This is a genomic window from Ruegeria sp. D3, assembly GCF_056534465.1.
In genome coordinates, this window is record NZ_JBQFPK010000003.1 from 123854 (window position 1) to 143772 (window position 19919).

23 protein-coding genes are annotated in these 19919 nt (G+C 58.9%); 10 read left to right on the forward strand and 13 right to left on the reverse strand.

Annotated features, from left to right (window positions below):
• Positions 1-52 precede the first annotated feature (52 nt).
• From ACR0DX_RS05420 to ACR0DX_RS05435, 4 genes are read left to right on the forward strand one after another with little or no spacing between them, the layout of a single operon-like run.
• Positions 53-730 carry a cell division ATP-binding protein FtsE gene (locus ACR0DX_RS05420; protein WP_170724088.1) on the forward strand — a complete coding sequence of 226 codons (678 nt, stop codon included), beginning with the start codon at positions 53-55 and terminating at the stop codon, positions 728-730.
• Positions 727-1626: an FtsX-like permease family protein gene (locus tag ACR0DX_RS05425; RefSeq protein WP_170353537.1), complete on the forward strand. Its 900-nt coding sequence runs from the start codon at positions 727-729 to the stop codon at positions 1624-1626. The genes ACR0DX_RS05420 and ACR0DX_RS05425 overlap by 4 nt, the downstream gene beginning before the upstream one ends.
• Complete coding sequence (locus tag ACR0DX_RS05430) at positions 1626-2366, forward strand: lysophospholipid acyltransferase family protein (protein ID WP_170353536.1); 741 nt, start codon at positions 1626-1628, stop codon at positions 2364-2366. The genes ACR0DX_RS05425 and ACR0DX_RS05430 overlap by 1 nt, the downstream gene beginning before the upstream one ends.
• Positions 2353-2958 (forward strand): pyridoxamine 5'-phosphate oxidase family protein, encoded by a 606-nt coding sequence (locus ACR0DX_RS05435; RefSeq protein WP_170353535.1) that lies wholly within the window; start codon positions 2353-2355, stop codon positions 2956-2958. The genes ACR0DX_RS05430 and ACR0DX_RS05435 overlap by 14 nt, the downstream gene beginning before the upstream one ends.
• 8 nt (positions 2959-2966) lie before the next feature.
• Here ACR0DX_RS05435 and ACR0DX_RS05440 read toward each other — a convergent pair whose 3' ends face one another.
• Positions 2967-3560: an NAD(P)H-dependent oxidoreductase gene (locus ACR0DX_RS05440; RefSeq protein ID WP_480845425.1), complete on the reverse strand. Its 594-nt coding sequence runs from the start codon at positions 3558-3560 to the stop codon at positions 2967-2969.
• Between the two features lie 102 nt (positions 3561-3662).
• On the opposite strand from ACR0DX_RS05440, the gene ACR0DX_RS05445 reads away from it, so the two are divergent.
• Positions 3663-4229, forward strand: coding sequence for a TetR/AcrR family transcriptional regulator (locus ACR0DX_RS05445; RefSeq protein WP_170353533.1), 567 nt, complete (start codon positions 3663-3665; stop codon positions 4227-4229).
• An 18-nt stretch (positions 4230-4247) separates the two neighbouring features.
• On the opposite strand, the gene lpdA is transcribed toward ACR0DX_RS05445, so the two are convergent.
• The 11 genes from lpdA to mdh all read right to left on the reverse strand — a co-directional run bounded on the left by lpdA (position 4248) and on the right by mdh (position 15878).
• On the reverse strand, positions 4248-5636 hold the full coding sequence (gene lpdA, locus ACR0DX_RS05450) for a dihydrolipoyl dehydrogenase (protein WP_170353532.1): 1389 nt from the start codon (positions 5634-5636) through the stop codon (positions 4248-4250).
• A gap of 79 nt (positions 5637-5715) precedes the next feature.
• Positions 5716-6105 (reverse strand): MAPEG family protein, encoded by a 390-nt coding sequence (locus tag ACR0DX_RS05455; RefSeq protein ID WP_170353531.1) that lies wholly within the window; start codon positions 6103-6105, stop codon positions 5716-5718.
• 84 nt (positions 6106-6189) lie between these two features.
• Complete coding sequence (locus ACR0DX_RS05460) at positions 6190-6582, reverse strand: MAPEG family protein (RefSeq protein WP_170353530.1); 393 nt, start codon at positions 6580-6582, stop codon at positions 6190-6192.
• A gap of 129 nt (positions 6583-6711) precedes the next feature.
• Positions 6712-6981, reverse strand: coding sequence for a hypothetical protein (locus tag ACR0DX_RS05465; RefSeq protein WP_170353529.1), 270 nt, complete (start codon positions 6979-6981; stop codon positions 6712-6714).
• A gap of 2 nt (positions 6982-6983) precedes the next feature.
• Complete coding sequence (gene odhB, locus ACR0DX_RS05470; protein WP_170353528.1) at positions 6984-8489, reverse strand: 2-oxoglutarate dehydrogenase complex dihydrolipoyllysine-residue succinyltransferase; 1506 nt, start codon at positions 8487-8489, stop codon at positions 6984-6986.
• Positions 8490-8491: 2 nt separating this feature from the next.
• Positions 8492-11449 (reverse strand): 2-oxoglutarate dehydrogenase E1 component, encoded by a 2958-nt coding sequence (locus tag ACR0DX_RS05475; RefSeq protein ID WP_170353527.1) that lies wholly within the window; start codon positions 11447-11449, stop codon positions 8492-8494.
• A complete protein-coding gene (locus ACR0DX_RS05480; protein ID WP_170353526.1) occupies positions 11446-11988 on the reverse strand; it encodes a DUF805 domain-containing protein in 543 nt (180 codons plus the stop codon). The genes ACR0DX_RS05475 and ACR0DX_RS05480 overlap by 4 nt, the downstream gene beginning before the upstream one ends.
• 24 nt (positions 11989-12012) lie before the next feature.
• The gene (locus ACR0DX_RS05485) at positions 12013-12438 is read right to left on the reverse strand and encodes a hypothetical protein (protein ID WP_170353525.1); all 426 of its coding nucleotides are present in this window, start codon (positions 12436-12438) and stop codon (positions 12013-12015) included.
• 1 nt (position 12439) lies between these two features.
• Entirely contained in the window at positions 12440-13321 is an 882-nt protein-coding gene (gene sucD / locus ACR0DX_RS05490; RefSeq protein WP_170353524.1) for a succinate--CoA ligase subunit alpha, read from the reverse strand.
• Between the two features lie 82 nt (positions 13322-13403).
• Entirely contained in the window at positions 13404-14597 is a 1194-nt protein-coding gene (gene sucC / locus ACR0DX_RS05495; RefSeq protein ID WP_170353523.1) for an ADP-forming succinate--CoA ligase subunit beta, read from the reverse strand.
• Between the two features lie 318 nt (positions 14598-14915).
• Entirely contained in the window at positions 14916-15878 is a 963-nt protein-coding gene (gene mdh / locus ACR0DX_RS05500) for a malate dehydrogenase (protein ID WP_170353522.1), read from the reverse strand.
• 146 nt (positions 15879-16024) lie between these two features.
• On the opposite strand from mdh, the gene ACR0DX_RS05505 reads away from it, so the two are divergent.
• Complete coding sequence (locus ACR0DX_RS05505; protein WP_170353521.1) at positions 16025-16780, forward strand: sulfite exporter TauE/SafE family protein; 756 nt, start codon at positions 16025-16027, stop codon at positions 16778-16780.
• Here ACR0DX_RS05505 and ACR0DX_RS05510 read toward each other — a convergent pair.
• Positions 16777-17076: a hypothetical protein gene (locus tag ACR0DX_RS05510; protein WP_170353520.1), complete on the reverse strand. Its 300-nt coding sequence runs from the start codon at positions 17074-17076 to the stop codon at positions 16777-16779. The two genes, ACR0DX_RS05505 and ACR0DX_RS05510, sit on opposite strands and share 4 nt — an antisense overlap.
• A 171-nt stretch (positions 17077-17247) precedes the next feature.
• On the opposite strand from ACR0DX_RS05510, the gene ACR0DX_RS05515 reads away from it, so the two are divergent.
• Genes ACR0DX_RS05515 through ACR0DX_RS05530 form a run of 4 tightly spaced genes read left to right on the forward strand, consistent with a single transcriptional unit; the run spans position 17248 to position 19911 of the window.
• The gene (locus tag ACR0DX_RS05515; RefSeq protein WP_170353519.1) at positions 17248-18105 is read left to right on the forward strand and encodes an HpcH/HpaI aldolase/citrate lyase family protein; all 858 of its coding nucleotides are present in this window, start codon (positions 17248-17250) and stop codon (positions 18103-18105) included.
• A 6-nt stretch (positions 18106-18111) separates the two neighbouring features.
• Positions 18112-18666, forward strand: coding sequence for an NnrU family protein (locus tag ACR0DX_RS05520; RefSeq protein ID WP_480845432.1), 555 nt, complete (start codon positions 18112-18114; stop codon positions 18664-18666).
• A gap of 10 nt (positions 18667-18676) precedes the next feature.
• Entirely contained in the window at positions 18677-18883 is a 207-nt protein-coding gene (locus ACR0DX_RS05525; protein WP_170353517.1) for a DUF1737 domain-containing protein, read from the forward strand.
• Positions 18883-19911: a MaoC family dehydratase gene (locus ACR0DX_RS05530; RefSeq protein ID WP_170353516.1), complete on the forward strand. Its 1029-nt coding sequence runs from the start codon at positions 18883-18885 to the stop codon at positions 19909-19911. The genes ACR0DX_RS05525 and ACR0DX_RS05530 overlap by 1 nt, the downstream gene beginning before the upstream one ends.
• Positions 19912-19919 lie beyond the last annotated feature (8 nt).

A 19919-nucleotide genomic window follows, 5' to 3' on the forward strand; every position in this document is an offset into this window, starting at 1 on the left:
AAACAACAACGACGCTCGGGCAAGAAGAGCAGCAAGCAAACTGGGGGCTTTCGTGATCGAGCTGGAAAATGTCAGCTATACTTATGGTGGTGGCGCCCTGCTGAGCGATGTATCCTTACGGTTGCAGTCCGGATCATTCCATTTTTTGACCGGTCCGTCGGGGGCAGGGAAAACGACGCTGCTCAAACTCTGCTATGGCGCTTTGTTGCCGACGTCGGGTCGGTTGTCCGCATTTGAACAAGACATTGCCGGGCTGGACCGGGACCAGATGGCGCTGCTGCGCCGCCGGATTGGTGTAGTGCATCAGGATTGCCGATTTCTGGATCACATGTCCCTTGCCGAAAACGTAGCGCTGCCGCTGATGGTGTCAGGGCGCGGTGAAGCTGCGCAACAAGAGGACCTTTCGGAGCTGCTGAACTGGGTTGGTTTGGGAGACCGCAAGGACGCGCTTCCGCCGGAACTGTCCGGGGGTGAGCGCCAACGCGCGGCACTGGCGCGTGCGGTGATCCTGTCTCCTGACGTCGTTTTGGCAGATGAACCCACCGGCAACGTTGATTGGGAAATGTCCCAACGACTGCTGCGCCTGTTGGTCGAGTTGAACAAGATGGGTAAGACGGTGCTGATCGCTACGCATGACCTTAGCCTGATACGGGCGGCCAAAAGTCAGGTTCAGGCACGGGTGTTGCGTATTTCTCAGCGACAAGTGCAATTGGCGGGGGCGGATCTATGAGTAACGGTGCCATCCGCAACCTGTTGACGCGGGACACCAGCGCTGATCGTGTTGTCCCGCCCACCGGCTATACTGCGCAACTGACCGTGTTCGTGTCAGGCGCTATGGCGTTCCTGGCCGTTTTTGCCTTGGCTTTGTCACTAGCTTCGGGACGGTTGGCGGATCGTTGGGCCACCGAGCTGGCCGGGGCGGCGACCCTGCGCATCAACGCGCCCGCAGATCAGCTTGCGGCCCAAACCGAGGCTGCGCTGGCCGTTCTGTCGCAAACACCTGGCGTGGCGTCAGCCCGTGCTTTGACGGCCGAGGAACAAATCGCCCTGCTCTCTCCTTGGTTCGGTTCTGATCTGCCACTGGACACGCTGCCGGTCCCGCAATTGATCGAAGTGATCGAAGGCGAGCCCGGTATGGATGCCGCAGGTTTGCGTCTGCGCCTGGGGGCCGAGGTGCCCGGAGCGGTGTTGGATGATCATACCCGATGGCGCGAGCCTCTGGTCGATGCGGCGATGTCCTTACGCAGGCTGGGGTGGGTCTCGATCCTGCTGATCGGGGGCGCTACAGCGGCGATGATCACGCTAGCGGCCAATGCGTCGCTTGCCGCAAATGCCCAGATCATCGAGGTTCTGCGTCTTGTTGGGGCGCAGGACCGGTTTATCGCCAATGCGTTTGTCAGACGGTTCACGTATCGTGCGTTCTTTGGGGCGATGGTTGGAATGTTTCTTGGTATGACCGGTGTTCTGCTGTTGCCCGAGGCTTCGGATGAAGGTGGTTTTTTGACTGGGCTTGGTTTCAAGGGGGTCGGCTGGCTACTGCCAATCCTGATTCCGATACTGGGGGCCACTGTCGCGTTTCTGGCGACATGGAGCGCCGCCAGCCGTAAACTGAAGGAGCTTTCTTGATGGCAACAACGGTTCAGTGGTTTCGCTCTTTGGTTTTCATGATCGTCATCTATGTTTGGATGCTGATCCTTGGTATCGTCTTCGCGCCTTACGCCATCTTTGCAAAGCAGGGGGCTCGGAAGGCGTGCAAGTCCTATGCGCGTTCTACTATGTGGCTGGCGCGTTGGATGGTTGGTATTCGATGCGAAGTGCGTGGAATCGCGCCAGTAGATGAGGTTGTCGTAGGCGCGAAGCACCAGTCTTTCTTGGATATCATCATGATCTTCAACGCGATGCCGCAGGCCAAGTTCATCATGAAACGAGAGCTTATGTGGACCCCGATTATCGGAGTTTACGCGCGTCGTTTGGGGTGCATTCCTGTGGACCGCGGTAAAAAAGGTGCGGCGGTGGCAAAGATGGTCAAGGACGTCGCGAAAGAATTCTCCGAACCCGGTCAATTGGTCATCTATCCCCAGGGAACGCGCGTCGCGCCTGGGGTGCAGAAACCTTATAAGGTGGGCACTGCGGTCCTGTACGAGGGGCTGGGTTTTCCCTGTGTACCTGTCGCCACAAATGCAGGTGTGTTCTGGCCGCGCTCGGGCATCATGCGTAAACCCGGCCTGGCGATTGTCGACTTTCTTGATCGGATCGAACCGGGTGTTGAACGGGGTTCATTTTTGGAACGCCTAGAAGATGTGATAGAGGATCGCTCGAATACGTTGATGAAAGAAGTGGGGTTTGATCCTGATGAATTTCGTTGAGGATATCGAAACCCTAAAGGGTTTGTATGGTACGCCGGCGGCGCCTTCGCTGCGCAAGGTGGTGCACAGGATGACGCCATTGTATCGCAAGTGGATAATGGCCTCACGCCTATGCGTTCTCAGCACTGTGGGCCCCGAAGGCGTAGATGGCAGTCCACGCGGGGATGACGGCCCGGTGGTTCTTGAATTGGATCCGCACACAATTGCCATGCCGGACTGGCGCGGAAATAATCGCCTCGATAGCCTGCGCAACATAGTCCGCGATCCTCGCGTATCACTGATGTTCGTGGTGCCCGGTTCCAACAACGTCGTGCGCGTGAACGGAACCGCCAAATTGACTGCTGACGAGAATCTGGTGGCTCGGTTCGAAAAACAGGGTAAACGACCGACCACCGTGATTGTCGTTCAAATCGCCGAAATCTATTCGCAATGCGCCCGCGCCTTGATGCGCGCTCGAACCTGGAACAACGGGGACGAGACGGCCGATCTGCCCACAGTTGGTGAACTTCTGGCCGAAGCGTCAGATGGAGACGAGGGCGGCTTGCGCTATGACCGGGAGTGGGGCGCACGCGCCGCACAAACGATGTGGTAAGCAGAATGTCAAATTGCGGCTGCTCCGATCTTAGCGATATGTGAGATCCATTGTTCCACGAGGCCTTCTTTGGGTTGGCTCGCCCCGGCGAAATAAGTGAATCGGGTCGGTTTAAAGCCGACAAATCCAAGAATCTGACCTTTGATCTGCCTTACCAGAGCCTGCCGGTAGACAAGCCGCATAAACCAGCCAGGTGTGTCTGACGTCAGGATCACGCGCGCTGTGCGGCCGGAAAGTAAGGGTGCGGGCAAGCCTGCCAGGGTGGTGTTTCTGGTGTCAAAGGTTCGGCCGGGGATGAACATCCGGTCTATCAATCCCTTCAGCTTGGCGGGAAGACCACCCCACCACATGGGTGTCGTCAAAACCAGATGATCACTCCATTCGACGTCTTGCAAAACCTGCTCCAACACCCGCTCCAACGGTTTGAAATTCTGGTAATTGCCCTGGCCAAAGTCGTGATCGAACTGCAGTTCGCTCAGATGAACCATCCTTATTTCATGTCCTTTGGCGCGTGCAGCGTCTGCGTAGGTCTGTGCGAAAGTCCGGGACAGGCTGTTTTCAGCCGGGTGCCCATCAAGGATGAGGATCTTTTTGAGTTTCATTTGATTTCTCCTAAAATTGACCACGGTCATTTATTTAGAATCAAAAATGACCATGGTCAATAAAAAATTTGACCATGGTCAAAAACTGTGCGAAAGAACCTTATGCAAAAACGTACTTTGAAAACTCGAGCGCGCCTGTTGGCTGCTGCGGCAGAAGTTGTTGAGAGCGGCGGGTTTGAAGCTCTGCGCGTTGAGGAAGTGGTGCAGACTGCCGGCGTGGCAAAGGGCACGTTCTTTGCGCATTTCAAAGACAAGGACGCCTTGATGGAAATCCTGATTGGCGAAAAGCTAAGCGCGTGTTTTGATTCTGTCGAAGCTGGATCGTCCCCGCAAAACGTGCACCAAATTGTAGTAGCGTTGGAGCCGATACACAGTTTTATGATGTCCGAACGCTATGTGTTCGATCTGATACTGCGTTATTCAGGGGCGGCGGCGATCGCTGAAATAGGCCCGATTGCGCAGTGTTTCGAAAGGTATTTCCGTCTGGTTTCCGATTGGTTGAAAACCGCCCAATTGCGTCAGGATATTCCGGCGGACCTACAGGCCGAAGGGGTTCAGGCCTTTGCCTTGCAAGCGATGTCGCTGAAATTCTGCGCGCTACACTCGGCCAGCACGTTTACAGACCGACTAGAGGGATATTTGATAGCGTGGTTGACCCCGGCAAAGTAGTCGCCGGGGTCACATGACTTAACTGTGGATCGGACCGTCGCCGCAGGCCAGCGCCGCTTCGCGTACCGCCTCTGAATAGGTCGGGTGAGCGTGGCAGGTCAGGGCCAGATCCTCGGCCGAGGCCCCGAATTCCATTGAAACGCAGACCTCGTGGATCAGATCACCCGCTGCGGGGCCGATGATGTGGGCGCCAAGAATGCGGTCGGTCTCTTTGTCGGCCAGAATCTTGACGAACCCATCAGCGGCAAAGTTCGCCTTGGCACGTCCATTGCCCATGAACATGAACTTGCCGACCTTATAGGCGCGACCTGCAACTTTCAGGGTTTCCTCGGTCTCACCTACATTGGCGACCTCCGGCCAGGTGTAGATGACGCCCGGAATGACGCCATAATTCACATGGCCATGCTTGCCCGCGACCTGTTCGGCTGCGGCCATGCCTTCATCCTCGGCCTTGTGTGCCAGCATCGGGCCCTCGGTCACATCGCCGATGGCATAGATGCCGGGCACGTTGGTCTGCCAGTCGGCCCCGACTTTGATCTGACCGCGCTGGGTCATCTCGACGCCCAAGGCCTCTAGTCCCAGACCGTCCGAGAATGGCTTGCGCCCGGTGGCGACCAGCACGGTGTCAGCCTCAATCACATGCTCGCTGTCATCTTTGCGCAGCTTGTAGGTGACCTTGGCCTTCGTCTTGGTGGCTTCGGTCTTTTGCACGGCGGCGCCCATGACAAATTTCAGGCCCTGCTTCTTGAGGATACGCTGGAAGGTCTTTTGAACCTCGGGGTCCATGCCCGGCGTAATCACGTCGAGGAATTCGATCACCGTCACCTCGGCCCCCAGACGCTGATAGACCGAGCCCAGTTCCAGCCCGATTACGCCCGCGCCGATCACGACCATCTTTTTCGGGATCTTGCCCAGCGACAGCGCGCCGGTCGAGGTCACGACGACCTTTTCATCCACCTCAACTCCGGGCAGCGAGGACGGCTCGGACCCGGATGCGATGATGATGTTCTTGGCGGTATGAACCTCATCCCCCACTTTGACCTGACCGGCAGCGGGGATCGAACCCCAGCCTTTCAGCCAGTCGATCTTGTTCTTCTTGAACAGGAACTCGATGCCCTTGGTGTTGCCGTCGATCACTTCATCCTTGTAGGACTGCATCTGCTTCCAGTCGACCGAGGGGCTTTTGCCCTTGAGGCCCATCTTGGCAAAGTTATGCTCGGCCTCGTGCAGCTGATGGCTCGCGTGCAGCAGCGCCTTGGACGGGATGCAGCCCACGTTCAGGCAGGTGCCGCCCAGCGTGTCACGCCCTTCGACAACGGCAGTTTTCAGGCCCAGCTGGGCGCAGCGGATGGCACAGACATAGCCGCCGGGGCCGGCTCCGATTACGATGACGTCATAGTTTGCCATTCAAATGGTCCTTTGTTGTTCTATGGTGTGGGCGTGCGCCCTGATCCCTAGGCGATTTATTCTAACCTGAGAAACACGGTTAAAACAGCGCCGCAAGCAGCATTGCGACAGTTGCTAAAAAGCCGGCCATCCAGATGATTGTGCGCCACGGTGTCCAGCCCAGCGCATAGGCCGGAACATAGAGAACGCGCGCGATCAAAAAAATCCAGGCGGCAGTGGCGGTGAATGAGGTCGACTGTCCGGTCACGGTAATGACAAGGGCGGCAATGGCGAACAGGGTCAGCCCCTCGGTCATGTTGCTGAGCGCGCGGTGCATCCGGCCCGACGCTCCGGGGCGATCAACCTCCGTGTCGCGGGGGCCAATGGCTTTGTTCAGGTCGATCTTGCCGTGGCCGACGGCCAGATATGCGATGAACTGAACGGCCCAAAGCAGGGCGGCCAAGGTAAGAACTGTGGTTTCGGGGGTCATGTCATCATCCGGTTTTCGTTGCGGGGCCTGAGCATGGCCTTATGGGGCAGGGCCGCGCCATTTAGGAGCGCAACCCCTCGCGCTTCACAGCGCCTGAAGGTAAAGGTAAGCCGTTGCCAGAAAACCTGCCAGCCAGACTGTGGTGCGCAGGAACGGAACGGGGATGGCAAAGGCGTAGATCGGCACAAAGGCGATCCGCGCGATCAGGAAAATCTGGGCGGCCAGCAATGTGCCGCCGGTAAAGGCGTCTTTGGCGGACAGGATTAGGATGGCCGGTGCAAACAGGGCCATGGCCACGACCGAATTGGTCAGCGCCCGTTCCACGCGCCCCGCAACACCGGTCAGCGGCGGCATGTCATCGCGCGCCCCACCCAGCGTCATCAGCCCGACCTGAGACATGGCCGTCAGCACGTTCAGCAGCACCACAACAATGACCACAAGGCCATAGAGGGCAAGAATCGAAAGCTCGGAAGACATGATGTTTATCCTTTTGTAAATCTCAGTCCGGTCTTGCGATTACCATCCGCCGGGGGTGAAGGCAGGCTGGGTTCACAGGTATGTGCGTGCCCGTGTGCGAGATCGTCCCGCACACGGGCTGTTTTAGTGTCAGACAGGCTGCAACAGTTTCACCTGGATATGGGCAACGCCGCCGCGTTCGTGGTGCATCGCCAATTCCTGCGAATCCAGAAAAGCACGGGCCTTGTCCAGATCGCGCACCTCAAACATCGCGATGGCGTGATCGCGCTGATCGGGGTCGCGCCAAACGTGCAGGTCATGGATACCTGCCGCTTTGCGCATAGGCTGATCTTCGCGGAACACGGTCAGCCAGGCATCGAAATCGGCCACATCGGCCTGCCAGAGAACATGGGTTGCCATGATTACAGATCCATTAGCAGGCGGCGCGGATCTTCCAGCGCCTCTTTCACGCGCACCAGGAAGGTCACAGCGCCCTTGCCATCTACGATCCGGTGGTCATAGGACAGCGCCAGATACATCATCGGACGGATCACAACCTGACCATTGATCGCCATCGGGCGATCTTGGATCTTATGCATGCCCAGAATACCCGATTGTGGGGGGTTCAGGATCGGCGAGGACATCAGAGAGCCGTAAACACCACCGTTCGAGATGGTGAAGGTACCGCCCTGCATTTCCGCCATCGACAACTTACCGTCACGGGCGCGTTTGCCTTTCTCGGCGATGGCTTTTTCGATCGCCGCAAAGGACATGCTGTCAGCGTCGCGAATGACCGGAACCACCAGACCGGTCGGCGTACCGGCGGCCACGCCCATATGGACGAAGTTTTTGTAGACAATGTCGGTGCCGTCGATCTCGGCATTCACCTCGGGCACTTCTTTCAGCGCGTGGCAGCAAGCCTTGGTGAAGAAGGACATAAAGCCCAGACGCACACCGTGTTTCTTCTCGAACTGGTCTTTGTACTGGTTGCGCAGAGCCATCACCTCGGTCATGTCCACCTCGTTATAGGTGGTCAGCATGGCGGCGGTGTTTTGGCTGTCTTTCAGGCGTTTGGCGATGGTCTGACGCAGGCGGGTCATCTTGACCCGTTCCTCGCGCGCGGCATCGTCAGCGGCCACGGGGGCACGCGGCGCAGGGGCCGGAGCGGGAGCCGCGGCGGGCGCAGGGGCCGCAGCGGTTGCCACCGCGCGGGCCACGTCCTCTTTCATGATGCGTCCGTCACGGCCAGTGCCGGTGACCTGATCCGCCGACAGGCCGGCCTGCGCCATCGCTTTCTCAGCCGAAGGCGCGTTGGACACGTCCTTGCCGGTGGCCGCCGCAGCCGGGGCCGCCGCTGCTGGAGCGGCCGCCGGGGCCGCAACAGTACCTGCGCCCGAGATCACGGCCAGCTTGGCCGAGGCATCCACCGTGGTGCCTTCGGGGGCGGTGATTTCGGCCAGAACGCCCGCCGCCGGGGCCGGAACTTCGACCGAAACCTTGTCGGTTTCCAGCTCACACAGCATTTCGTCCTGCGCGACGGCGTCGCCAACCTGTTTGAACCATGTGGACACAGTCGCCTCGGTCACGGATTCGCCCAGTGTGGGGACCATCACGTCGACACTGTCGCCTGATGCTGCCGGGGACGCCGCAGGGGCCGGGGCTGCCGCCGCAGGGGCAGGGGCCGCGCCTTCGCCGGCTGCAATCGTGGCCAGCAGCGCGTCAACACCAACGGTTTCACCTTCGGCGGCGACGATTTCACCCATTACACCTGCAGCGGGAGCGGGGACCTCGACGGTGACCTTGTCGGTCTCTAACTCGCAGAGCATTTCGTCAACTGCCACCGCATCTCCGGGCTTTTTGAACCAGGTGGCAACCGTAGCTTCAGTGACCGACTCGCCCAGCGTGGGAACACGAACTTCAATGGACATCATTACTTTCCTTCAATGCTCAGCGCTTCGTTCACCAGCGCTTCTTGTTGGGCTTTGTGTTGGCTGGCCAAACCCGTCGCGGGCGAGGCCGAAGTGGCGCGACCGACATAGCGGGGCCGTGTATGTTTGGCTTTAATCCGGGTCAGAACCCATTCGATGTTGGGTTCGATAAAGGTCCAGGCACCTTGGTTCTTGGGCTCTTCCTGACACCAGACGATCTCGGCGCCCTTGAAACGCTCAAGCTCGTTGATCAGCGAGTGCGCCGGGAAAGGATAATATTGCTCGATCCGCATTAGATAGACGTCGTCGATGCCGCGCGCGTCGCGTTCTTCCAGCAGGTCATAGTAGACCTTGCCCGAACACAGAACGACTCGCTTGATCTTGTCATCCTTGACCAGCTTGGTGTCAGAATTGCCATGCTGCGCGTCATCCCACAGCACCCGATGGAAGCTGGATCCGGTGGTGAAATCCGCAGCCGTGCTGACGGCCAGCTTGTGCCGCAACAGCGATTTCGGCGTCACCAGGATCAGCGGTTTGCGGAAGGTCCGGTGCAGCTGACGGCGCAAGATGTGGAAATAGTTCGCAGGGGTCGTACAGTTTGCCACGATCCAGTTGTCCTGACCACACATCTGCAGGAACCGTTCCAGACGCGCTGACGAGTGTTCGGGGCCTTGCCCTTCGAACCCGTGCGGCAGCAGGGTCACTAGGCCAGACATCCGCAGCCATTTGCTTTCGCCCGAGCTGATGAACTGGTCGAACATGATCTGCGCGCCGTTGGCAAAGTCACCAAACTGCGCTTCCCACAGGGTCAGCGCGTTGGGTTCGGCCAGCGAATAGCCATATTCGAACCCAAGCACCGCATATTCCGATAGCATCGAGTCGATCACCTCGTATTGTGACTGACCGGCCCGGATGTTGTTCAGCGGATAGTACCGCTCTTCCGTTTCCTGATGGACAAAGCCCGAATGGCGTTGGCTGAACGTCCCGCGTGTCGCATCTTGGCCAGACAGACGCACCGGATAGCCTTCGGTCAAAAGCGAGCCGAAGGCCAGCGCCTCACCCGTGGCCCAGTCAAAGCCTTTGCCATTGTCGAACATCTGCTTTTTGTGGTCCAAAAGACGGCCCACTGTTTTGTGCAAAGCAATGTCTGCAGGAACATGGGTCAGGGCTTTGCCGACCTCGGCCATAGTTTCTGGCGTGATCGCGGTATCGCCCCTGACATATTCGTCTTTATTTTTGTCCAGATGTGACCAGCGCCCGTCCAACCAGTCGGCCTTGTTGGGCTTATAGTCTTTCCCGGCCTCGAACTCATCGTTCAGCTGCGCCTGGAAGGCGGCTTTCATATCCTCGATCTCGCCTTCGGGGATCAGGCCGTCTTTGACCAGACGCTCGGTATACAGCGACAGCGTGGTCTTATGCGTCTTGATCTTCTTGTACATGATCGGGTTGGTGAACATGGGCTCGTCGCCCTCGTTGTGACCAAACCGGCGGTAGCAGAAGATGTCGATGACCACATCCTTGTGGAACTTCTGGCGGAACTCGGTCGCGACCTTGGCGGCGTGAACCACCGCCTCGGGGTCGTCACCGTTCACGTGGAAGATCGGTGCCTCAACCATCAGCGCGATATCGGTGGGGTAGGGGCTGGAGCGGCTGAAGTGCGGCGCAGTGGTGAACCCGATCTGGTTGTTCACCACGATATGCATGGTGCCGCCGGTTTTGTGACCGCGCAGACCCGACAGGCCAAACCCTTCGGCCACAACACCCTGACCAGCGAAGGCCGCGTCGCCATGCAGAAGGATGCCCATCACAGCGGTACGCTCGTTGTCCTTCAACTGATCCTGTTTGGCGCGGACCTTGCCCAGAACGACGGGGTTCACCGCCTCAAGGTGCGAGGGGTTGGCCGTCAGCGACAGGTGAACGCTGTTGCCATCAAACTCGCGGTCGCTCGAGGCGCCGAGGTGGTATTTTACATCGCCTGAGCCATCCACATCCTCGGGCTTGAAGCTGCCGCCCTGGAATTCGTTGAAGATCGCGCGATAGGGTTTGCGCATCACGTTGGCCAGAATGTTAAGACGGCCTCGGTGCGGCATCCCGATAACAATGTCACGCACACCCAGCGCGCCGCCGCGCTTGATGATCTGTTCCATCGCGGGGATCAGAGCCTCACCGCCGTCCAGGCCGAACCGCTTGGTGCCCATGTATTTGACGTGCAGGAATTTCTCGAAGCCCTCGGCCTCGACCATCTTGTTCAGGATCGCCTTGCGTCCTTCCTTGGTGAACGCGATTTCCTTGCCATAACCTTCGATCCGTTCCTTCAGCCAAGCAGCCTGTTCTGGATCCGAGATATGCATGTATTGCAGCGCAAAGGTGCCGCAATATGTGCGTTTCACGATATCAACGATCTGCCGCATAGAGGCCATCTGCAGGCCCAGCACGTTGTCGATAAAGATAGGCCGGTCCATGTCGGCCTCGGTAAAGCCATAGGTCTTGGGATCCAGCTCGGGGTGGTTTGTTGCGGCGCGCATCCCCAGCGGGTCGAGATCGGCGGCCAGATGGCCCCGAATCCGATAGGCCCGGATCAGCATCAACGCCCGCAGGCTGTCCAGCACCGCGCGCTTGATCTGGTCTTCGCTGACCTCAACGCCCTTGGCCGCCGCCTTGTCTTTGATCTTGTTGCCCGCCGCCTTGGCGTCAATCTCGGCCCACTCGCCCGTGAGCGCCCCGGTCAGGTCATCCGCCGGCATCGGCGGCCAGTCGGTGCGCGCCCAGGACGGCCCCTCGGCCTCGCGCTGCACATCCGGCGAGGCATCGCCCATGGCGCGAAAGAACTCGGCCCAGGCCGCATCAACCGCGTTCGGGTCGCGTGTGTATTGGGCGTAAAGCTGCTCCAGGTATTCAGCGTTATGCCCCTGCATGAAGCTTGAGGCATGAAAGGCGGAGTTGGGCGAGTGCTCGGTCATTGTGTTACCTCATATGGGTTGGGACCGTATTTGTTGGTACCTGGTTGGCTGGGGCGGGTCAGCCACCACAGCACCAGAAGCGGTGAGATCATCAGGATTAGAAGGGTGGGTATAACAATCAGTAAAGTCGCGCGGGTGAACAGGACATCCAGGTTGCCACCATGCTGGAAGCTGGACGCCATGCCGATACCGAACACCAGCACAGCAATGGCCCCGGCCATCAGTAGCAGCGGAAACAGAGCATAAAGACCGCTGCGTCCGGTATCATGCATCCGCCGCCATGCGACCGCGAGATGCGGGAAGAAGACGATTAGGCTGACAATGCTCTGCACCGGTTGACTCGATGTGGCAGCGACGGATTTCGTCGTTTCGGTCTCGGTCGTGGCGACTTGCGTGAAAAACTGAAGGTCGATGAAACCTGCGACGAGGCTCCAGATCACGATGAACAGGAAAAAGAACCAATACTCAGACCGCGAGGCGCGACCCGAGAACGTGAAGAACTTGGAGAAACAGGTGCGGATGGCATCGGAGAAGGTCATGGCGATTTAAACTCTTCCTCCTCTTTAGTTTACACCGGTGCAATCAAACGTAGTTTGACGACGTTCGAGCAACCAGTAGTAACGTCCCACTTGCACGTCTGAAACCAAACGCGCTTTTCCGTCAAATTGTGAACACCATAATTCGGCCGCTGCACGCATTTCGGCGTCGTCAACTCGAATGTTCAGATAGGTGAAAGCGATCTTGTCGTTCTCTAGTAAATCTGTTTCGGCACCATCGAGGCCTGGAACAGCTCGAACAACGAATTGATCCATTGGAACAATACCAGAGTTTTCGGATGCAACAGATGTTCCTAGAAAAGAGAGCAAAATTAAGAGACCCGAACGGTGGGCACCGCCGGGCATCGCCCAACCCGCCCCAAAGGGCGGGTGCTTCTTGCCCACCCCTTGGGCGGGCGCTGCCCTCAGTTCTGAGATCAGCGCCTGTTCCATTTTACCCAATCGCTTCCAGCACGGCCTCACCCAGCGTTGCCGGGCTTTCTGCCACGACGATACCGGCCGAGCGCATGGCTTCGATCTTGTCCTCGGCACCGCCTTTGCCACCGGCGACGATCGCGCCTGCGTGGCCCATGCGGCGGCCCGGAGGGGCTGTGCGGCCTGCAATGAAGCCAGCAACCGGCTTTTTGCGGCCCTTCTTGGCTTCATCCGCCAGGAACTGTGCGGCTTCCTCTTCGGCTGAACCACCGATCTCACCGATCATGATGATCGAGTGGGTCTCGTCATCCGCCAGGAACCATTCCAGCACGTCGATATGTTCGGTGCCTTTGATCGGGTCGCCGCCGATGCCGACGCAGGTGGACTGGCCCAGACCCACGTCAGTGGTCTGTTTGACAGCCTCATAAGTGAGGGTACCGGAACGAGACACAACGCCGACCGAGCCGCGCTTGTGGATGTGGCCGGGCATGATGCCGATCTTGCAGGCATCCGGCGTGATGACGCCGGGGCAGTTCGGGCCGATCAGGCGCGATTTGGAGCCTTCCAGCGCGCGCTTTACCTTCATCATGTCCAGAACCGGAATGCCTTCGGTAATGCAGACGATCACTTCCATCTCGGCGTCAATCGCTTCGAGGATCGAGTCAGCTGCGAAGGGCGGCGGGACATAAATCACCGAGGCGTTCGCTTCGGTCACATGCTTGGCCTCGTGGACCGAGTTGAACACGGGCAGGTCAAGATGGGTCATCCCGCCTTTGCCGGGGGTCACGCCGCCGACCATCTTAGTGCCATAGGCGATGGCCTGTTCAGAGTGGAATGTGCCCTGCGAGCCGGTAAAGCCCTGACAGATCACTTTGGTATTTTCGTCGATGAGGACTGCCATCTGGCGTTCTCCTTTATAGGGCGGGCCTCAGCCCACCGAAATCTTGGGAAAGATGGGCCGAAGCCCATCCAACGGGATGACATCAGCCTTTGACGGCCTTCACGATCTTCTCGGCACCGTCTTTCAGGTTGTCCGCTGCGATCACGTCCAGGCCAGAGGTGTTGATGATCTCTTTGCCTTTCTCAACGTTCGTGCCTTCCAGACGCACGACCAGCGGAACCTTGAGGCCGACCTCTTTCACCGCGGCGACAACGCCTTCGGCAATCACATCACAGCGCATGATGCCGCCGAAGATGTTGACCAGAATGCCTTTGACGTTCGGGTCCGAGGTGATGATCTTGAACGCCTCGGTCACTTTCTCTTTGGTGGCACCGCCGCCCACGTCGAGGAAGTTGGCAGGCTCGGCACCATACAGTTTGATGATGTCCATGGTGGCCATCGCCAGACCAGCGCCGTTCACCATGCACCCGATCTCACCATCCAGCGCGATGTAGTTCAGGTCGTATTTCGAGGCTTCGAGTTCCTTGGGGTCTTCCTCGGTTTCGTCGCGCAGCTCGGCGATGTCGGGGTGGCGGTAAACCGCGTTGCCGTCAAAGCCCAGCTTGGCGTCCAGCACCTTGAGGTCGCCGCCTTCGGCCACGATCAGGGGGTTGATCTCCAGCATCTCCATGTCCTTCTCGACGAAGGCCTGGTACAGCTGACCCATCAACTTGACGCATTGCTTGACCTGCGCGCCTTGCAGACCCAGCGAGAAGGCGATGCGGCGGCCGTGATAGGCCTGATAGCCGGTCACAGGGTCCACCGAGAAGGACAGGATTTTCTCGGGCGTGGACTCGGCCACTTCTTCGATGTCCATGCCGCCTTCGGTCGAGCAGACAAAGGAAATGCGGCTGGTCTGGCGATCCACCAGAAGGGCCAGATACAACTCACGCTCGATGCCGGAACCGGCCTCGATATAAATGCGGTTGACCTGCTTGCCTGCGGGGCCGGTCTGATGTGTAACCAGCGTGCGGCCCAGCATCTTTTTGGCTTCTTCGGCGGCCTCTTCGACCGATTTGGTCAGACGGACACCGCCCTTTTCACCGGCGTCGGCCTCTTTGAACGAGCCCTTGCCGCGGCCACCTGCGTGGATTTGGGCTTTGACAACCCAAAGGGGGCCATCCAGTTCACCGGCTGCGGTTTTGGCTTCCTCGGCGCGCAGAACCGCGCGACCTTCGGAGACCGGAGCGCCATAGCTGCGAAGAAGAGCCTTGGCTTGGTATTCGTGAATATTCATCGAAATTGTCCCGTCTGACTACGATTAGATCGTTATAGGGGTGTCAGGGGGACAAGTTTAAAGGTTTTTTTGCCGCCGACGCAGTTTTTAGCAAAGATTTTCAGCATTTGTGATCACAGTATTTTCTGGTGTGATCACAAATTTTGTAGGCGGCGTATGTTGATTCGATATCTGGATGCGCATGGCCATTGGTGCCAACAAATAAAGGATTTGCGACGTTTGCGCCAACATTGGCGACAAGTCTAACATCAGCCTTGATTGCAAAAGAAAACCGGCCCAAAGAGGACCGGTTTTTTTGAATTTTGTGCTGTGGAAGGATCAGGCCAGAGAGCTGTCGATACCCTTGCACGCTTCGATCAGGCCCTTCACAGCGTTGACCGAGTTGTCGAAACCGGCTTGCTCTTCTTCGTTGAGCTTAATGTCGACAACACGCTCGATGCCGCCTGCGCCGATCACTGTGGGGACGCCGACATACATGCCATCTACGCCCAGCTCGCCATTGCAATAGGCGGCACAGGGCAGAACGCGCTTTTGGTCTTTCAGATAGGCTTCGGCCATTTCGATCGCCGAGGTGGCCGGAGCATAGAAGGCCGAGCCGGTTTTCAGCAGGCCAACGATTTCGGCGCCGCCGTCACGGGTACGCTGAACGATGGCGTCCAGTTTCTCCTGTGTGGTCCAGCCCATTTCAACCAGATCGGGCAGCGGGATACCGGCAACGGTCGAGTAACGCACCGACGGCACCATGGTGTCGCCGTGGCCGCCCAGAACGAACGCGGTGACGTCGCGCATCGAGACGTTGAACTCTTCCGACAGGAAATGGGCAAAACGGCCCGAGTCCAGAACGCCGGCCATGCCGCATACCTTGTTATGGGGCAAGCCCGAGAATTCGCGCAGCGCCCAGACCATTGCGTCCAGCGGGTTGGTGATGCAGATGACGAATGCATCCGGAGCATTGGCAGCGATGCCTTCACCCACGGATTTCATGACCTTCAGGTTGATGCCCAGCAGGTCGTCGCGGCTCATGCCCGGTTTGCGGGGCACACCGGCGGTGACGATGCAGACGTCCGCGCCTGCGATGTCTTCGTAGGACTGGGTGCCCTTCAGCTTGGCGTCGAACCCTTCGGAGGGGCCGGATTCTGCGATGTCCAGCGCCTTGCCTTCGGGGGTGCCTTCGGCGATGTCGAACAGGACGACGTCACCCAGTTCTTTCATTGCAGCGAGGTGGGCGAGCGTGCCGCCGATCTGACCTGCGCCGATCAGCGCGATCTTTGGTCTGGCCATGTGGAAAATCTCCGATGGGGTTAGAAATCGCGGTTGTGCTAGTCGGTAAAACGGATTTGTGCAAGGGTTGTGCTGCGTGGCATACAACCGCATACCGTATTTGTGCCGTCCGAGGGGCGCGATTCCTGAAGTATTCGGAAGACTAAATGTTCGAACTGGACCTGATGTTTTTTGCCGTGGCGATCCCGGCCGTGATCTTCGCCGGCATTTCCAAGGGCGGGTTCGGGTCGGGCGTGGCCTTTGCGTCTTCGTCGATTCTGGCGCTGATCCTGACGCCGGGACAGGCGCTGGCGCTGATGCTGCCGATCCTGATGGTGATCGACGTCGCCACGCTGAAACCCTATTGGAAACGCTGGAGCTGGCCGGATTCGCGCCTGCTGATCCTTGGCGCTGTGCCTGGTATCACGCTGGGCGCGTGGCTGTATCGCGTGACAGATGACGATTTGCTGCGTCTGCTGATCGGGGGGATCTCGGTCGGGTTCGTGATCTGGCATGTGGCGCAAAGCAAGGGCTGGATTCGCGGCTTTGCCAACCGGCTGCCACCCTCGGCCGGGCTGTTTGCGGGGTTGGTGGCCGGGTTCACCAGCTTTGTCAGCCACGCCGGCGGCCCGCCCGCAGCCGTATACCTGCTGTCGCAACGCCTGACGAAGACCGAGTTTCAGGCCAGCACCGTGCTGGTTTTCTGGGTCATCAACGCAGCGAAATTCGTGCCCTTCGCCTATTTGGGCCTGTTCACATGGCACACGGCGCTGGCGGATCTACTACTGACCCCTTTCGCCATTCTTGGCGCGTGGCTGGGCGTCCGGGCGCATTTCATGCTGTCCGAGCGCCTGTTCTTTGGCATCGCCTACGTCCTGTTGACCCTGACCGGCAGCAAACTGATCTGGGATGCGTTGACCTAGACATTGGGCGGCAGCGCCTCGGCCATGTCCTCATAAGACTGACCGGACGCGATGAGACAGGTCATTCCGTCTGGCATCGTCACCGTGATCGTCCAGCTGCCGCTTGTGTCCGAGGCATAGACCTCCATCACCGCACCTCGGCGCGCGATGCCGATGCCCTGACGGGTCTCGCCATAGGTTTCGGTCAACCGCTTGACCACGTCTTCGCGCGGGGCGCAGTTCCGGGCCTGTACCTGCTGGGCGGCCAGGACCATGATGCCCAGCCCCATCGTCATCTTGAACAGCGTCTTTTTCATTAGTGCACCCTTTCGATTCCATCTGCCCCAAAGGGTGCAGGCGAGGCACCGAAATCCGGTTAAGCCAACGCACGTTGCGTCGCTTATGCTGCAATGCGGCGATTTTGCTCTTGAACTTTCCGGCAAAAAATGCCCCATTCCGCGCAACTTTATTTCTTAAGGGAGAGGCCAATGGACCCCCGTCAGCGCCCCTATCGTTCTGTTCTGTATATCCCCGGCTCGAAAGATCGGGCGCTGGACAAGGCGCGCACCTTGCCGGTCGACGCGATCATCTTCGATCTGGAAGATGCCGTCGCAGCGGATGAAAAAGAGAACGCGCGTGAAACGCTCAAGGCCGCTCTGGCCGCTGGCGGATACGGCGCGCGGGTCAAGATCGTGCGCATCAACGGGCTGGACACCGAATGGGGTCGCGCCGATGCCGAGGCCGTGCGGGGCATGGACGCCGATGTGGTTTTGCTGCCCAAGGTGAATTCAGCCGCTGATGTGGACGCGCTGGCCGCGATCACCGGCGATATCCCTATCTGGGCGATGATGGAGACACCACGCGGTATGCTGAACGCCGCCGAGATCGCCGCACATCCACTGATGGCGGGGTTCGTGATGGGCACCAACGACTTGGCCAAGGAATTGCAGACCCGTTTCCGTCCCGATCGCCTGCCGCTGATGACCTCGCTGGGCCTGTGTCTGCTGGCCGCCAAGGCCGAGGGCCTGATCATCGTGGACGGCGTTTATAACGCCTTCAAGGATGACGAGGGGCTAGCCGCAGAATGTACGCACGGCCGCGATATGGGCTTTGACGGCAAGACGCTGATACACCCGGCTCAGGTCGAAATCACCAACGCGGCCTATGCGCCCTCGGATGCGGAAATCGATCTGGCCCAACGTCAGATCGCGGCCTTTGAAGAGGTCGAAGCGCAGGGGCAGGGCGTCGCTGTCGTGGATGGCAGAATTGTTGAGAACCTGCACGTTGCAACCGCCCGCGAAATTCTGGCAAAAGCAGAGGCGATTTCAGCTTTGCAAGCGGGGTAAGCCAGCATGGGCTTTGTTCTTCTGATCCTTGGTGTGGCGCTTTGGTGGGCCGCACATTTGTTCAAACGCGTCGCGCCTGCGCGGCGCCCGGCCATGGGCAATGGCGGTAAAGGTGCGGTGGCACTGGCGCTGGTGGCGGCGATCTTGCTGATGATCTTCGGCTATCGCATGACCGATTTCATCTATGTCTGGGCGCCGCCCACATTCCTGATCCACGTCAACAACCTGCTGGTGCTGATCGCCATCTTCCTGATGAGCCCCGCACCCAAGAAAGGCCGCCTGCTGAACAAGCTGCGCCATCCGATGCTGGGCGGGTTCAAGCTGTGGGCCTTTGCGCATCTGCTGGTGAATGGCGATCTGGCCTCGATCGTCCTGTTCGGCGGATTGCTGGCCTGGGCCGTGGTCGAAGTGATCGTGATCAACAAGTCCGAGCCTGACTGGACACCCGGTGAACCCGGAACCTACGGCAAAGACGCGATGTTCTTTGTGGCCTCGATCGTTCTGCTGGGTGTCATCGGCTATATTCACGGGCTTGTTGGCCCGTCTCCGTTCGGATCGTGAGGGGAATAAAATGGCAAAACTCTATCGTCTGCTGACGGAAGAGGACACCTCGGCCTTTTGCCACAAAGTGTCCGATGCTCTGGCCAAAGGGTGGGAGCTGCATGGCGACCCGTCTTATGCCTTTGACGCCACCAATAACGTGATGCGCTGTGCGCAGGCCGTGACCAAAGAGGTCGCGGCCGACTATTCACCCGATATGAAACTGGGACAGCAATAATGGCAAAGACCAATCCGGGCCGCTTTTTCGAGGACTATTCCGTCGGGCAGGTGTTGCAACACGCGGTGCCGCGCACCGTTACCGATGGTGAGCGGGCGCTGTATCACGCGCTCTATCCTGCGCGTCATGCGCTCTATTCCTCGGACGAGTTCGCCCGGGCATCCGGCTTGCCGCAAAGCCCGTTGGACGATCTGGCGGCGTTTCATGTGGTGTTCGGCAAGACAGTGCCGGATGTCTCTCTGAATGCAGTTGCCAATCTGGGCTATGCCGAGGGGCGCTGGCTGAAACCGGTCTATGCTGGTGACACGCTGCGGTCAGAATCCGAGGTGATTGGGGTCAAGCAGAACTCGAACGGCAAAACCGGGGTGGTTTATGTGCGCACCCGTGGCCTTAATCAGCGCGATGAGGCTGTCATGGAATACGTCCGCTGGGTGATGGTGCGCAAATCAGACCTGTCCGCCGCCGCGCCCGAAGCGGTTGTGCCGCAGTTGAAAAAGGCGTTGGAGCCAAGTGATCTGGTCATTCCGCAGGGTTTGAATTTCTCGAACTACGATTTTGCCCAAGCCGGTGACGCGCATCGCTGGGGCGATTATGAGATCGGCGAAAAGATCGACCACGTGGACGGTGTCACGATAGAAGAGGCCGAGCACATGCTGGCCACCCGCCTTTGGCAGAACACCGCCAAAGTGCATTTCGACCTGACCTTCCGCCCGGAGGGACGCCTGATTTATGGCGGTCACGTGATCTCGATGGCGCGGGCATTGTCTTTCAATGGTCTGGCCAATGCGCAGATGGTGGTGGGCCTGAATGGCGGCGCACACGCCAACCCGTGTTTTGCGGGCGATACAATCAAGGCGTGGTCCGAGGTTCTGGACAAGGCCGAAACCGGCGTGCCCGGCGTGGGGGCGATCCGTCTACGCTTGGTCGCAACAAAGTGCGGCGAACCCTTCCTGCTGAAAAACGAAGACGGGCGCTATATGCCCAACGTGTTGCTTGATCTGGACTACTGGGCATTGATGCCTGTTTGATACCTACC

What these genes read in the sequence shown, in the direction of transcription:
- ACR0DX_RS05475 (WP_170353527.1), bottom strand. Translation starts at nt 11,449, where the DNA reads ATGACCGAGCACTCGCCCAACTCCGCCTTTCATGCCTCAAGCTTCATG.
- ACR0DX_RS05435 (WP_170353535.1), top strand. Translation starts at nt 2,353, where the DNA reads ATGAATTTCGTTGAGGATATCGAAACCCTAAAGGGTTTGTATGGTACG.
- ACR0DX_RS05525 (WP_170353517.1), top strand. Translation starts at nt 18,677, where the DNA reads ATGGCAAAACTCTATCGTCTGCTGACGGAAGAGGACACCTCGGCCTTT.
- ACR0DX_RS05530 (WP_170353516.1), top strand. Translation starts at nt 18,883, where the DNA reads ATGGCAAAGACCAATCCGGGCCGCTTTTTCGAGGACTATTCCGTCGGG.
- ACR0DX_RS05440 (WP_480845425.1), bottom strand. Translation starts at nt 3,560, where the DNA reads ATGAAACTCAAAAAGATCCTCATCCTTGATGGGCACCCGGCTGAAAAC.
- ACR0DX_RS05515 (WP_170353519.1), top strand. Translation starts at nt 17,248, where the DNA reads ATGGACCCCCGTCAGCGCCCCTATCGTTCTGTTCTGTATATCCCCGGC.
- ACR0DX_RS05445 (WP_170353533.1), top strand. Translation starts at nt 3,663, where the DNA reads ATGCAAAAACGTACTTTGAAAACTCGAGCGCGCCTGTTGGCTGCTGCG.
- ACR0DX_RS05505 (WP_170353521.1), top strand. Translation starts at nt 16,025, where the DNA reads ATGTTCGAACTGGACCTGATGTTTTTTGCCGTGGCGATCCCGGCCGTG.
- ACR0DX_RS05480 (WP_170353526.1), bottom strand. Translation starts at nt 11,988, where the DNA reads ATGACCTTCTCCGATGCCATCCGCACCTGTTTCTCCAAGTTCTTCACG.
- ACR0DX_RS05460 (WP_170353530.1), bottom strand. Translation starts at nt 6,582, where the DNA reads ATGTCTTCCGAGCTTTCGATTCTTGCCCTCTATGGCCTTGTGGTCATT.
- odhB (WP_170353528.1), bottom strand. Translation starts at nt 8,489, where the DNA reads ATGTCCATTGAAGTTCGTGTTCCCACGCTGGGCGAGTCGGTCACTGAA.
- mdh (WP_170353522.1), bottom strand. Translation starts at nt 15,878, where the DNA reads ATGGCCAGACCAAAGATCGCGCTGATCGGCGCAGGTCAGATCGGCGGC.
- ACR0DX_RS05455 (WP_170353531.1), bottom strand. Translation starts at nt 6,105, where the DNA reads ATGACCCCCGAAACCACAGTTCTTACCTTGGCCGCCCTGCTTTGGGCC.
- ACR0DX_RS05485 (WP_170353525.1), bottom strand. Translation starts at nt 12,438, where the DNA reads ATGGAACAGGCGCTGATCTCAGAACTGAGGGCAGCGCCCGCCCAAGGG.
- sucD (WP_170353524.1), bottom strand. Translation starts at nt 13,321, where the DNA reads ATGGCAGTCCTCATCGACGAAAATACCAAAGTGATCTGTCAGGGCTTT.
- ACR0DX_RS05520 (WP_480845432.1), top strand. Translation starts at nt 18,112, where the DNA reads ATGGGCTTTGTTCTTCTGATCCTTGGTGTGGCGCTTTGGTGGGCCGCA.
- ACR0DX_RS05510 (WP_170353520.1), bottom strand. Translation starts at nt 17,076, where the DNA reads ATGAAAAAGACGCTGTTCAAGATGACGATGGGGCTGGGCATCATGGTC.
- ACR0DX_RS05430 (WP_170353536.1), top strand. Translation starts at nt 1,626, where the DNA reads ATGGCAACAACGGTTCAGTGGTTTCGCTCTTTGGTTTTCATGATCGTC.
- ACR0DX_RS05425 (WP_170353537.1), top strand. Translation starts at nt 727, where the DNA reads ATGAGTAACGGTGCCATCCGCAACCTGTTGACGCGGGACACCAGCGCT.
- lpdA (WP_170353532.1), bottom strand. Translation starts at nt 5,636, where the DNA reads ATGGCAAACTATGACGTCATCGTAATCGGAGCCGGCCCCGGCGGCTAT.
- sucC (WP_170353523.1), bottom strand. Translation starts at nt 14,597, where the DNA reads ATGAATATTCACGAATACCAAGCCAAGGCTCTTCTTCGCAGCTATGGC.
- ACR0DX_RS05465 (WP_170353529.1), bottom strand. Translation starts at nt 6,981, where the DNA reads ATGGCAACCCATGTTCTCTGGCAGGCCGATGTGGCCGATTTCGATGCC.